This is a genomic window from Pseudomonas sp. GM50, assembly GCF_000282375.1.
In the GTDB taxonomy this organism is placed as follows: domain Bacteria; phylum Pseudomonadota; class Gammaproteobacteria; order Pseudomonadales; family Pseudomonadaceae; genus Aquipseudomonas.
Genome location: NZ_AKJK01000059.1, coordinates 40,334 through 54,159, shown reverse-complemented (window position 1 = coordinate 54,159; position 13,826 = coordinate 40,334). Strand labels below are relative to the sequence as shown.

The 13,826-nt window shown below is 55.6% G+C and carries 7 protein-coding genes; all 7 read left to right on the top strand.

Going from position 1 to position 13,826, the window contains the following annotated elements; all coding sequences use genetic code 11:
- Positions 1-223 precede the first annotated feature (223 nt).
- The 7 genes from PMI30_RS14780 to PMI30_RS14810 all read left to right on the top strand — a co-directional run bounded on the left by PMI30_RS14780 (position 224) and on the right by PMI30_RS14810 (position 13,654).
- A complete protein-coding gene (locus PMI30_RS14780) occupies positions 224-1,474 on the top strand; it encodes a ribonucleotide-diphosphate reductase subunit beta (RefSeq protein WP_007905373.1) in 1,251 nt (416 codons plus the stop codon).
- A 413-nt stretch (positions 1,475-1,887) separates the two neighbouring features.
- The gene (locus PMI30_RS14785) at positions 1,888-3,474 is read left to right on the top strand and encodes a DNA cytosine methyltransferase (protein ID WP_008009934.1); all 1,587 of its coding nucleotides are present in this window, start codon (positions 1,888-1,890) and stop codon (positions 3,472-3,474) included.
- Between the two features lie 782 nt (positions 3,475-4,256).
- Complete coding sequence (locus PMI30_RS14790; RefSeq protein ID WP_008009929.1) at positions 4,257-6,491, top strand: sigma-70 family RNA polymerase sigma factor; 2,235 nt, start codon at positions 4,257-4,259, stop codon at positions 6,489-6,491.
- 37 nt (positions 6,492-6,528) lie between these two features.
- The gene (locus tag PMI30_RS14795) at positions 6,529-7,995 is read left to right on the top strand and encodes an ATP-binding protein (RefSeq protein ID WP_008009927.1); all 1,467 of its coding nucleotides are present in this window, start codon (positions 6,529-6,531) and stop codon (positions 7,993-7,995) included.
- The gene (locus PMI30_RS14800) at positions 7,992-10,859 is read left to right on the top strand and encodes a Z1 domain-containing protein (protein WP_008009925.1); all 2,868 of its coding nucleotides are present in this window, start codon (positions 7,992-7,994) and stop codon (positions 10,857-10,859) included. The genes PMI30_RS14795 and PMI30_RS14800 overlap by 4 nt, the downstream gene beginning before the upstream one ends.
- The gene (locus tag PMI30_RS14805; protein WP_008009923.1) at positions 10,843-11,847 is read left to right on the top strand and encodes a PD-(D/E)XK motif protein; all 1,005 of its coding nucleotides are present in this window, start codon (positions 10,843-10,845) and stop codon (positions 11,845-11,847) included. The genes PMI30_RS14800 and PMI30_RS14805 overlap by 17 nt, the downstream gene beginning before the upstream one ends.
- Position 11,848: 1 nt before the next feature.
- Positions 11,849-13,654 (top strand): AIPR family protein, encoded by a 1,806-nt coding sequence (locus PMI30_RS14810; protein WP_008009921.1) that lies wholly within the window; start codon positions 11,849-11,851, stop codon positions 13,652-13,654.
- Positions 13,655-13,826: the final 172 nt, after the last annotated feature.

The window sequence follows — 13,826 nt, the reverse complement described above, 5'->3', positions numbered from 1 at the left end:
CAGGGGAACACGCCAGTCTGAAGCCCACGCAGAAGCTGTTCACACTTTCTGCGCCCGTCAGTGGCCTCAGAACACCCGTACAAAATTCTGTTTATTGCCTGCGTTGTACTGCTGCAAAAAACGATTTCCTTTAGATCCAACGCGGCCAGAAACGGCTGTGTGAAAAACCAACCTATCAGTTTTCACACGGGCAATCTGGCCCTCACGCAGGAGACGACACGTCATGCTGAGCTGGGACGAATTCGACAAAGAAGACAGCGGCGAGACCGTGGTAAAAGGCGCCAACGCCGGCCACGCGACTGAAGCCAACATGGACCGACTCGACACCGCTGGTGGTGTCGCCGCTCAAGAAGCTCGCGCTGTTACCGCGACTGACTCTGCCGCAATCGCCCGTGCCAAAGCTGCCCTGGACACCCTCGACGTCGCCGAAGGCCTCGCCGAACTCGAAGGCGCCTCCGCCCGCGTTGCTGTCGACGAAAAGCGCATGATCAACTGCCGTGCCGACCTCAACCAACTCGTACCGTTCAAGTACGACTGGGCCTGGCAGAAGTACCTGGACGGTTGCGCAAACCACTGGATGCCGCAAGAAGTCAACATGACTGCCGACATCGCCCTCTGGAAAGACCCGGAAGGCCTGACCGACGACGAGCGCCGCATCGTCATGCGCAACCTCGGCTTCTTCTCCACCGCCGACTCCCTGGTTGCCAACAACCTGGTCCTGGCCGTGTACCGCCTGATCACCAACCCGGAATGCCGCCAGTACATCCTGCGCCAGGCCTTCGAAGAGGCGATCCACACCCACGCCTACCAGTACTGCATCGAATCGTTGGCCATGGATGAAGGCGAGATCTTCAACATGTACCACGAGATCCCATCGGTCGCGAAAAAAGCCACCTGGGGCCTGAAATACACCCGTTCGATCTCCGATCCGAAGTTCGAAACCGGCACCGTCGAAACCGACAAAGAGTTGCTGCGCAACCTGATCGCCTACTACTGCGTTCTGGAAGGCATCTTCTTCTACTGCGGCTTCACCCAAATCCTCTCCATGGGCCGCCGCAACAAAATGACCGGCGTCGCCGAGCAGTTCCAATACATCCTGCGCGACGAATCCATGCACCTGAACTTCGGCATCGACGTGATCAACCAGATCAAAATCGAAAACCCGCATTTGTGGGATGCTGAAATGAAGGAAGAAGCGAGCCAGATGATCCTGCAGGGGACTCAGCTGGAGATTGAATACGCACGGGATACCATGCCTCGTGGGGTGTTGGGTATGAATGCGGCGATGATGGAGGATTACCTCAAGTTCATCGCGAACCGTCGTCTGTCGCAGATTGGTTTGAAAGAAGAGTATCCAGGGACGACTAACCCGTTCCCTTGGATGAGCGAGATTATGGACTTGAAGAAAGAGAAGAATTTCTTTGAGACGAGAGTTATTGAGTATCAGACTGGTGGGGCGTTGAGCTGGGATTGATTTCCTAGTTTCTCCGCGATTTGACGATGGTGTCATACATCGAAAAATCGAAAAACTGAAAGCCTCGATCTGATCGGGGCTTTTTATTCGGTCGTGGATGTTCACTCCCTCCTCACTTAGAAAATTCCTACAACACTTACAGCAGTTTCCGCCTCAACGGCCAGTCAAAACTCCAACCATTATGACAGCCCGACCGTTGAGGCATTTGCTAAAAAAATGAAGTGGACCGAAAGCCTTGCCGCATACCTAAATTCGGTGGAACTCGGCACCTCTACTTAAAGTTCATTTCTTGCCCGGTACCTAGTGAACCGTTACCATTTATCGAGCAACGGGCCTGCCGCTTCTGGGCCGCAATCACCTGAGCGCGACAGTGCGCTTTTTCTACTTTCGTCTTAGGCGCATCGACTAAATCAATGAAATATAAGGATTCTATCCCGGTCATCGACCTCTTTGCCGGCCCGGGCGGACTAGGGGAGGGATTCTCTTCAATCGGCGGCCCTGAGAAGGGAGTACGTAAGTTCCAGCTACGTGTCTCGATCGAGAAAGACCCTCTCGCTCACGCGACTTTATCTCTCCGCGCATTGTTTCGCGCTTTTCCTAAAGGTGAAGCGCCAGACGCTTACTACCAATACGTCCGGGGCGAAATTACTCGGGACGAACTTTTCAAACATCCGGATATCCCGGCGGAAGCCGTGGAGGCCTCGAAAGAAGCTAAGCTTGCAGAGCTTGGCAAAATTTCGCCAGACGAGGTTGACAACTGGATCAGGGAAGCTCTGATTGGCGCAGATGAATGGGTTCTTATAGGCGGTCCACCGTGCCAAGCATACTCTGTAGCAGGCCGAGCCCGTCGGACACGCGAGAGCCAAGAGAAGTTTGAAAGCGATGAGAAACACTTCCTCTACAAAGAATATCTGAGGATTATTCGCGAGTTCAAACCTACTATCTTCGTCATGGAGAATGTGAAAGGCATATTGTCCTCGAAGCACAGCGGCTCGAACATCTTCCAGCAAATTCTCGGGGACCTCTCGAATCCTGGTGGCGATCTTTCGTACAACATCCGCTCCTTGGTCGTCCCTAAAGATGTGGAGAAACCAGATCCACATGACTTTGTCATTCAAGCAGAACGTCACGGTCTTCCGCAGGCTCGACACAGGGTTATCCTGCTTGGGGTTCGCTCTGACGTTGCCTCGAACTGTCCTGCTCTATTGGAGCGTCCGCACAAGCTCGTAATGGAACGCAGCAAAACGGTTTTCACAGTTGGGCAGGCTTTATCAGGACTCCCTCCAATACGGAGCAAAATTTCAAGGGGAGGAGATTCTCCCGAAGCCTGGCTTTCAGCTTTGGAGGAGGCCAGTTCTATGCTTTTTCGATCCTATGAAACTGGCCGGGGAGATTTAATAGATGCTATGAAAAGTGCTGCTGAAGACGCACAGAGGCTGAAATCTAGTGGAGGTGGGTTCATACCTTGGAAAGTAGTTCCAGAAATGAATACCAAGCAACGTGAGTGGTTCCTCGACCCAAGACTGAAAGGGGTACTACAGCATGAGGCCAGGAGCCATATGCGCTCTGACCTGCATAGATATATCTTTGCAGCAAGCTACGCAAAGTTGAATGGCACCTCGCCAAAAATACATCAATTTCCTGCTCAGCTCCTCCCAGCTCATGAAAACGTTTCTTCCGACTCCGTCCCCTTTAGTGATCGTTTCAGAGTTCAAATGGAAGATGGCCCGTCTACCACTGTCGTCGCCCACATAGCTAAAGATGGCCATTACTACATTCACCCGGATCCAAGTCAGTGCCGCAGTTTGACTGTTCGCGAAGCCGCACGACTGCAGACTTTCCCTGACAATTACTTCTTCGAGGGGAATAGAACACAGCAGTACACACAAATTGGAAACGCCGTCCCGCCGCTTCTTGCTAGAAAAATCGCAGCCGTTGTCGCTGAGATCATCGACTCCTATCGTTCAGGGAAAAACCGCCAAGCGTCACTTGGCATTTGATCGAACCGGACTGACTATCGAGCAACGCAATCGGCGCCAGATAGTATCGGGGGCAGGCATCCGCAACGACGGCAAGTTTTCTGCCTGCCTCCGCCAATGAATTCGCGACCTACGTACCCAGCGCCCATAGTTTTGAACTTTCTATCTGGGTAATGGGGGGGTCAGTGCGTCTCAGGAATAGCTGGTCGAGAGAACATAGCCTCTCGACACTCTGGATGCTTCGCCCACTCAGGGTTTCTGTTCATGCCTCCCTATTTCGCGATAGGTGGAATATCGCGCTGGCCGTACTCACAGATCAAATACTTGAAAAGTCTGTGGTGGCCGCTCATCACTTGGTAAACCCGCTTCACGCTGATCACCTGCAGCGATTGGGCTTCATGTTCGCAACGCCGGCGCCTTTCCAGCCTCGGTACGACGGCACTAACCTCATTATGCCAAGCCACGACCGACCCGCTTTGCCCCGAGTGAGCCATGGTCAGTTATTACTGTCGGATCCAACAGCGGCGCCGCTCTTCCTTTACGTGCTTATGACAAGTCGATATTGTGAACAGATTGCCACTACAAAGCTCTTGGCGACATATCAATGTAAGTGATTTCGTTAGGTTTCACTCCACATTGCTCACTGGCCGACAAGGACATCTTAATGTCAGCCTTGAGGGTGGTCATGATTTGCATGCCTAAGAGAGCTGTAACATGGACAAGGAATCGCCCGTGAAAACAAAAGCATGCAGTAAGCTTATTTCTCAGGTCATTGCTGCGGAAGCGCTTCATGATGCAGACGCATGGGGCATGTGGGTAGCACTGTGGTGAAACTGAACCCTTTGCTCCGTATGGCGGTGATTGCTGGCGTAGAGGTCGCTGTCAAACTCCATGTTGCGCGGGGTGACGATCTAGATGCCCGGGACAGTGGAGGTGCCACCCCCCTGATGCTTGCTTCCGCACGAAGGAAGAAGGGCATTGTGCGGCTGCTTTTGGTTGCTGGAGCAAACCCAGAGCTGCTCGACTCCGAGGGCCGGGGAGTCATAGTCTACGCAGAGAAGGGTGGATGTCCTGAATGCATTGCTCTACTAAGAGAGGCTCTAGACGCTTTCGGCCAAGTAAATGAGAGCAGGATATCTGATGACAGTTTGTCACTGCCAAGTGAGTCCACTCCGGGCGTTGCGACGATAACGGAAGCATTTCAGGCTACCTATGAAGCGGAGGATGAAACGGCGGTAGTGGCGACTCAGAATGAGATAGCCATGTCCGAAATCTGCCTAGGCACGGCGCATCAAGAAGCGAAGTTGGAGAACACTAATAGCGAACTAGATGACCTGCTCAATTTCGAGTCCGCGATAGAACCACAAGAGTTCTTCGCCCGATCCAATAGCGAATCGGCTTCGGGGTCATTCGTTGCGATCCTCAGTTCGGAACCTGTGGTTTGGGATGGCAAGGAGGTGGATTGGGATCTCGACCTGTCAACTGCACAGATTGCCGGTGATGGTATCAGCACTAACGTTGCAGTAGCCGCCGATCACGGCGCAGAGAATGACTTCCTGAAGGTCCGTAACCGCGGCCGAAAATCGGTTAAACGCGCTGTCCTCCAGACAGGCACGCGGCTGTCGATTAATCCGGAGATATGCACCACCTGGGCGAAGGAAACCCTGATGAAGGGATGGTGCTCTTTCGATGATGTCGACCGGCTGGTCGCCCATTGTGAGGGCAATGGTGATTTCGAAGAGCTACGCATTAATCTCCAGCGCAACTTAGAAGCTGCTGGCTTCGATCTTTTCGATCATTCTGACGAGCATGATGTTGTGCTATGGGACGCCAGATCGGACATTTCAGACATATCGTCCGGCGAGCTAGCCGAAGCGATTGAGGCAGCCCTTACGCGTGAAACGAGGCTGCCAGGGACGCAAAAATTCAGCATGGACAAGTCCTACGAACAGCAGCTGCTGGGGCCAATAGCGAGGGCAAAACAGGAGCTTCAGCTAGGGATTCTCGCCTCCGAAGCCGCCGTCGGAACGATCGTCGATGTCTTCGACAGCATCCGCGACGGGTACCGAGCTCCCGATTCTGTCTCGCTGAGGATCATCATTCCCTCGCGCTTGAACCACACTGAGACGGCCGAAGTCATGGCCGCCGTGGAAACCCTTAAGTCTTGGCAGGCCAATGGTCGCAGGATGGAAGGTAAGCGGCGAAGAGAAGCGCTTGATGCGCTCGATGCGCTCGATATCTCTCTGGCGTTCCACAAGGATTTGGTCCGTTCCCTAGAGCAAAATATGGGGAGCATCGGGCACTCCATTCAGCTAGACAAACTGATTTCGGTCTATGAGGCTGCCACTGCGCGTCTTATCCGTGAGCATCTTCCCTTTGCGAGGCGTTTTGCGGCAAGGAACGTGGAGGAAGGCGAAGACCCGGAGGATGTTTTCCAAGTGGTATTCACGGGGCTGCAGCGATCGACGAGGCGTTTTGACTCAGCGCGTGGGGATAGGTTCGTTATCTATTGCACCTTCTGGATGCAACAGGCGCTAACGAGATGGCGTGCAGATGAAAGTGCATCGGTCCGTGTACCTGCGCATCGGTATCACAACTTGACGATGCTTGATCGCGTGCTAGACAAGCTCGACGCTCGCTCTGACAGCGCTGTTTCGGACAATGAACTTGCCACTGAGCTAGGGTGGACAACTGATCAAGTGCGAGAGTTTCGCAGAATACCCCGTAATGCTGAATATCCCGAAAGCATCGAGGATTGGGATGAGCTCTTACCTGCCCAGGAACATGAAGATATCTTCGACAATGCAGAAACTGTGAGGATTGTAGTGGATGCATTGGCTGAGTTGGATTCGCGTGAAGCGGCTGTGATTAAAATGCGCTTCGGAATAGGATGCGACGAAGAAATGACCCTCGAAGAAATTGGCAAGTACTACGATTTGACACGCGAACGCATTCGACAGATCGAAACTAAGGCGCTTCAACGTCTTTCTCTTCCAGCACGCAAGGCCCGCTTGAAAGAATTAATGGGGATTGAATAGCGTGGGAGTTAGAAATGCACCTCCTTATGCTGGTTCGATGCTCGAGTCACTTCGCGGGCTGGGCTACTCGCTACCTACTGCACTTGCCGATCTCATCGACAATTCCATCGCGGCGAATTCGAGCGAGGTCGCCGTTCATCTCGAATGGGCCGGTCCGGAGAGCTGGGTAAGGATCGTTGATAACGGCGACGGCATGGACGATGCTAGTCTGGAGGCCGGTATGCGGTTCGGTGCGCGCGATCCGAGGGCTGAACGCGCTGCCAGTGACCTCGGGCGCTTCGGGCTGGGTCTGAAGACCGCGAGTTTCTCGCAGGCGCGGCGACTGACCGTCGCCAGTCGGCAGAACGGTGGACCTGTCGTGTGCCTGCACTGGGACCTAGATCTCATCGGTCAGGAGTCGGGCCCCGAATGGCCAATCTTCGAAGGGCCAGCTTCGGGATCGGAGCAGCTGTTTGCGCCACTCGAACAGATGGAACACGGCACGGTTGTCCTCTGGGAGAAGCTCGACCGCATCGTGACCGATGGATTCGGCGCCACAGACATGATCGAGCTCGCGGATCGCGTTGAAGCGCATCTTGCGATGACCTTTCATCGTCTCCTCGACGGCTATCAGCCAACGCTTCGCCTCCTTCTGAACGGCAGAGGGGTTAAGCCGTGGGACCCATACCTGATGGGACATCCCGGCAAGGCGTTCGAAAGCCCTGAGTATCGCATCCTCCACACCACAGGTGTGACGGTTCAATGCCACGTCCTTCCTCATCGCGACATGCTCAAGCCCACCGAACAGGAAGCCGCAGCCGGGCCCGGAGGATGGACGCAGCAGGAGGGCTTCTACGTCTACCGCAACAAGCGTCTCCTTCTCGCTGGGGGCTGGCTTGGCCTCGGAGATGGAGGCAAGCCATGGACACGCGATGAAGCCCACAGGCTTGCCCGCATCCGCCTCGACATACCGAACAGCGCGGACGCCGATTGGAAGATCAATGTCCTGAAGTCGGCGGCCAGCCCGCCGGTACGACTTCGATCTCAGCTTAACCGTCTGGCATCGGAAACACGCGACACAGCGAGGCGGGTTTTTGCCCACAGGGGGCACATTGCGCAGGTGTCGGGCGCGCGCTCGAACGCCGTAGCAGAGGCCTGGCAGGTGCGCCGCTCGGCACAAGGGACATCCTACCGAATCGCGCGTGACCATGACCTAGTCGCCTCGATCCTGAATCGCGCCGGTGCGCTCAAGCCCGATATTCTCGCTCTACTAAGGCTCATCGAGGAGACTGTTCCCGTTCAGCGCATCTGGCTTGATACGGCGGAAGACAAGGAAACTCCGAGAACAGGTTTCGCCGGAGCACCTAACAATGAAGTGATGGAAACGTTGTCCTCAATATTCGAAGCGCTGGTGAAGTTTCGCGGACTCAACCCGACCGAGGCGCGCGAACGGCTTGGTCGCACGCCCCCATTCGACCGGCACCTCGAACTGGTTGCAGCCCTTGGAGTGAAAGATACGCAATGACGAATTCGAACCTGAAAGCTTTCGATTCAATTCTATCCATGGCGCAGAACATGCTCCGCCTCGCCGAAGAGCGCGCTCAGAGCCCTGTCACTCCGGAAATGATCGAAAAGGAGCTGACCAAGCTAGCGATCATGATGGAGGACGACTTTGCCCTCGTCGATCGCGACGCGCTCGTCGATGAACTGATCCGCCGATCAAGCCGTACGGTGGGTAAGAACGCTACTCTTTCGAGCGGTGAGGACCATGTCGTTTGGCTCGAGGCGGAAAGGAAGAAGAACTGGACCTACTGGCAGCGTTACTCCGAGTACATGGAAGCACGCATCCCTTGGACGGCCCTCGATGCCCTCGACCTTGCTACGGATGAAGTTCTGTCGCAACTCGAGGACCCGACCCGGGAAGGCGCATGGGATCGTCGCGGGATGGTCGTGGGCCACGTTCAGTCGGGAAAGACCGGCAACTACACCGGATTGATCTGCAAGGCCGCCGACGCAGGTTACAAGATCATTATCGTGCTGGCCGGCCTGCACAACAATCTGAGAGCCCAGACACAGATCCGCCTCGACGAGGGGTTCTTGGGTTTTGCCACCATCGCTGACGCTGAAGAGCTCCCTGCGGTCGGGGTGGGATTGATCGATAAGGACTTGTCTGTCCGTCCCAACGCTGCAACCAATCGAAACGACAATGGCGACTTCAACACGGTTGCTGCGTCGAGGATGAACATCAGCCCGGAACAGCGGCCATGGCTGTTCGTGGTCAAAAAGAACAAGACAGTACTCGAGCTCCTGCTGCACTGGATCCGCAACCGTGTCGCCAACCACGTTGACCCTGAAACCGGTAGCAAGCTCGTCACCAACCTGCCTCTCCTAGTGATCGACGACGAGTCCGATCATGGATCGGTCGACACGGGCGAAGACATCGTGGATGAGTTCGGCGCCCCGGATCTCGAACATAAACCCAAGACCATCAACAGGTTGATCCGCTCGATCCTCCACCACTTCTCGAGGAAGGCTTATGTCGGCTATACGGCGACGCCCTTCGCAAACATCTTCATTCATGACCGCGGGGAGACACAGGAGCACGGACCAGACCTATTCCCAGCAGCCTTCATCACCAGTCTTGCGGCACCATCGAACTATGTCGGGCCTGGCCGTGTCTTCGGATCGGCTTCCAGCACGCCTGAAGATCTACCCATGGTGCGCCCCCTGTCGGACAACGAGTTCCAGACGTGGATGCCGCAACGGCACAAGAACGGATACCGACCGCGGTGCCAGGGAGAGGACCGTGTGCCAGATTCACTCGCAGAAGCGATCCGTTCCTTTGTCTATGCCTGTTCCGTGAGGAAGCTGCGCGGACAGGGCAGCAAGCATTCCTCGATGCTCATCCACGTTACCCGCTTCACTTCGGTACAGAATGCCGTCGTTAACCAAGTTGCGACGTACGTGCGGAATCTGAAGGGCCGCTATACCCGCGGCATCGAGCTTGCGGAGCTCGAGGCGTTCATGCGCAAGGAATATGAAGAGACTTTCCTACCGGGCATGCAGGGGATCCGCTCTGCGCTCGTCGAAGGCGAAGCGTTGGAGGACTTCTCGTGGGCGGACATTCGTGCCGTCCTCCCCAATGTGCTGTCCGACATACGCGTGCGCGAGATCAACGGCAGTGCCAAGGACGCGCTCGATTATGCTGAGAACGATGTCACCGGCCTCAAGGTGATTGCCATCGGCGGTGACAAGCTTGCCCGCGGTCTAACGCTCGAAGGTCTCTGCACGAGCTACTTTCTGCGAACTGCACGCATGTACGACACGCTCATGCAGATGGGGCGCTGGTTTGGCTACCGCGACGGTTACCTCGATGTCTGCCGCCTCTACACGTCGCAGGAAATGGTGGAGTGGTTCGGCCACATCGCGGATGCCGCCGAAGAGTTGCGCCAAGAGTTCGACAACATGTTTGCGGCCGGAGCTACGCCCAAACAGTTCGGGTTGCGCGTGAAATCGCACTCTGTCCTCACGGTGACGTCGCGGGCCAAGATGAGGAACGCTCGCGCGATGCAGTTGACCTACTCCGGCGATCTGCTGCAGACCATCGTCTTTCCCAATCGCAAGGACGACATCACTGCGAACTTCAAGGCTACTAATCGCTTCATCGCCGAACTCGGTCCATCAAAGGACCTGAACCACCAGTTCTTCGTGCCGGATGGCCAGAATTGGAACGGTCACCTTTGGCGCGATGTGCCAGCTCTGAGCATAATCTCGTTCCTTCGGGACTATAGAACGCACCCGGCTAGCTTCCGGATTATGAGTCCGTTGATCGCTGACTTCATCGAGGAGATGAACAAGGGGCGTGAGCTCACAAGCTGGACGGTCGCGCTGATCGGAAAGGACAGCGGCCCCGACGACAAAGACCGCACGGTAGGTGGTTGTTCGGTCAACATGCTGCAGCGGAAGCGAACGACCGAACATGAGGATCGATACTCGATTAAGACCCTGATATCGCCTCGAGATCAGGCCATTGATCTGACGGAAGCGGAATGGAAGGCTGCGCTAGAGCTCAGCCAGAAAGCCTGGCGCAACGACACTGATCGCAACGAAGGCAAGGAGCCTCCGTCAGAACCAAGAGGACCCCAAATCCGTCGGGTTCTCGGAGAAGGCGTCGCCGAAGCAGGCATCCCGCCTCGCCGGGAACGCGGCCTGCTGATGCTCTATTTGCTGGATCCAGAGGGTGCTGGCGTCGATGAGCTGAAGGATGCCGATCCCATCGTCGCTTGGTCAATCAGTTTTCCGTCAAGCACTTCCGAGAGAAGGGTTTCCAATTCGAGGTATATCGCCAACAGCGTACTATGGGGAGGTCTCAATGAGTGGGTGGACTGAAGAGGGGCTCGCACGTGCGTGGCGAGCGCTCGCGCGCCAGGAAGCAGGGGAAGACTGGCGATTCGTCCACCTCACGAGAATTGGCGTTCTCTCGGTCGAGGCGGGATGTCACTTTCCCTTAGGTCGTGAAGCGCTGATCGTCTCCTTTCCCGGATCATGGTCGGTCAATCCGGCACGGCTGCCCGAAGGCAAGGGGTTCGACGTATCCAACATAGAAGGTCAGCTTGTGTTCGCCGGAAAGACGGCCATCGCTCTGGTGAGGCGGCCTGAAGGGTCACCGGATATCTTCGCCATCATGGTTGTTGATATCTTGAGGACGCTGGAGGCTGCAGCCGAGAACGCGAGCCGCGACGTGATGGATGCCTTCCTTGAACGGGTCAGGGAGTGGCAGGCATTTATGGCTCGAACGCACCGCCCACTTTCGTCTGATGCGCAGATCGGCCTGTTCGGTGAACTGTGGTTGCTCAATCTGCTTGCAAACACTCCCCTCGGATCGGGTGCTCTCGACTGCTGGCAGGGACCTTTGCGGGCGGCGCAGGACTTTCATGTTCGGGGTGGCGCGATAGAGGTAAAGAGCACTGTTCGAACCGGCAGTTTCCTTGCTCGGATTAACAGTATCGAGCAGCTGGATAGTGACAGGGCACCCATCTTCCTCTGCGCCTTTCGCTTTGAGGAAAACACTGATGGGGCCTCGCTCGCCGGTCTCGTGTCCGAACTCCGCGAAAGGTTCAAACTGGCCGGAGTGCGACGCGGATTCGAGGCGTTGCTCATGGTGATGGGATACCTCGACGAGCATGCAGCGCTCTATGGCCGCACGCTGACATTGAAGGACGCGAGAGCGATCCACGCGGAAGGTGACATGCCACGCCTCACTCGTGCCGCGCTGCCAGCGGCCATCCGCTCGGCGGCCTATGTGCTCGACCTTGACGCCCTCGAAGTCCCCACCATCGGACTCTCGGAGCTGATTAACGAATTTGGACTGGATTGAAATGAGCCTCGAAGAATTTCACCGCAACTTCCGCTCCGACCTGTATACGACGATTGCAGAGCGAGTTCAGGCAGGTGAAGGGCCATTCCCTTCGGAGGAGCTCGTCTTTGCTGAAAAGGTCATGGAGCATCTTGCTGAGACAGGGATTTGCGAAGAGTCCGTGGTCTGCCACTGGAACGGAAAGGTCGGCAACGCGAAGCTGCGTATCACTGGCTATGCCCTCAGCGCTGATGAAACTGCCCTCGACCTGTTTGTCAGTCATTACTTTGGAACTGAGCAACTTCAAGATCTTGCAGACTCGGATGCAACAGCCACCGCCAGTGAAGGAGTTCGCTTTCTGTTTCGCGCGGCGAGCGGAAACCTCGACGCAAAAATTGATCCAACCCATTCGGTCCGAGACCTAGTCGCGACCATTCGATCCCGCTGGAGTGACATTGACCGACTTCGGGTGTTCGTTATCACCGACGGAAAGACTAAGACTAAGCGATTTTCCAACAAGGAGGTCCATGACAAGATGGTGGCCGTCGAGTCCATGGACTTGGAAAGACTGTTCCGTCACACCGATGGAAAACCTCGGGACGAACTGGCCCTAAGCTTTGTCCAGTCAATCGGGCGACCACTTCCCTGCGTCCATGTCCCTGATCCGGATGCCGACTACGAGTATGCGCTGACTGCAATTCCGGGTCAGCTCATTCGTGACCTTTACTTACGCTTCGGATCTCGGTTGCTGGAAGCCAACGTGCGAACTTTCCTTGGCAACAAGAAGGCTGTGAACAAAGGTATTGTCGAAACGCTCCGCAAGGAGCCGGAGCACTTTCTTGCCTTCAACAACGGCCTCGTCCTTGTCTGTGACGAAGCGGCATTTGAGCGCGCCGATGACGGTAGTCTGGGGCTCTCTTTCCTGAAGGGACTCCAGATCGTCAATGGTGGACAGACGACTTCGTCCATCTACTTCGCATCGCGCGATGATAGGTCCATCGACCTGAGCCACGTCATGGTCCCGGCAAAAATTATCATCCTCAAGGGATCGCAAGATGAAGCGCGCGAGCGACTGATCTGCAACGTCTCGCGCTATGCGAACAGCCAGAACGCTGTGAAGATGTCCGACCTGTCCGCGAACCGGCCGTTCCATGTTCAGCTTGAGAAGCTAGCAAACGAGACTTGGTGCCCTGATGGTGCCACGCGGTGGTTCTACGAACGAGCCGCAGGTGCCTACAATGTCATGCTGCTGAGAGACGGAAATACCCCAGCAAAGCGTCGAAAGCTGCAGGAGATGGTTCCGCCGAAGCGCAAGCTGACCAAGAACGACATCGCAAAGTATCACGAAGCGTGGCGCAGCAAGCCGGATGTCGTGGCAAGGGGTGGTGAGAAGAATTTTGTCTTGTTCATGGAAGAGCTAGACAAGGTTCCGGGAGTAGTTCCCAACCCACTCGATGCTCCTTGGTATCGTGCAATGATTGCCAAGGTTATTCTCTTCAAGGCGATCGAGAGCATGATCAAGACGAAGGAGGCAAAGGAGGTCTTCCGCCAAGGATGGGTGAACATCGCCACCTATGTCGTTTCCGTAGTGGCGGATAGACTTGGCGACAGACTCGACTTTGATCAGATCTGGATGAGGCAAGGGATTTCCGGCGGTCTGCGCGAACTGCTTTGGGACTGGGCCGTGGTCGTGAACGCCGAGTTCAATAGGGTTGCCCCTGGTCAACAAATTTCAGAAGTGGCCAAGCGAGCGGACACTTGGACAAAAGTCAGGTTGGCTGATTTCTCACCCCCAGCGAACGGAATAATCGAGTTGCACTATCAATAAGTTCTACTACCTAATTCAAAAGCAACCGACTTCTTTTCTGAGCCAAACTACGGATAAGCAGGCCACGAGATATGCCACTGTACAGTCCTGTACCGCTTTCAGCGACCAGCGTATTTCTGCTTCCAGCCTGGCGCCGTGGGATGGTACCCGGGAACATCCCCAAGGGTAAATT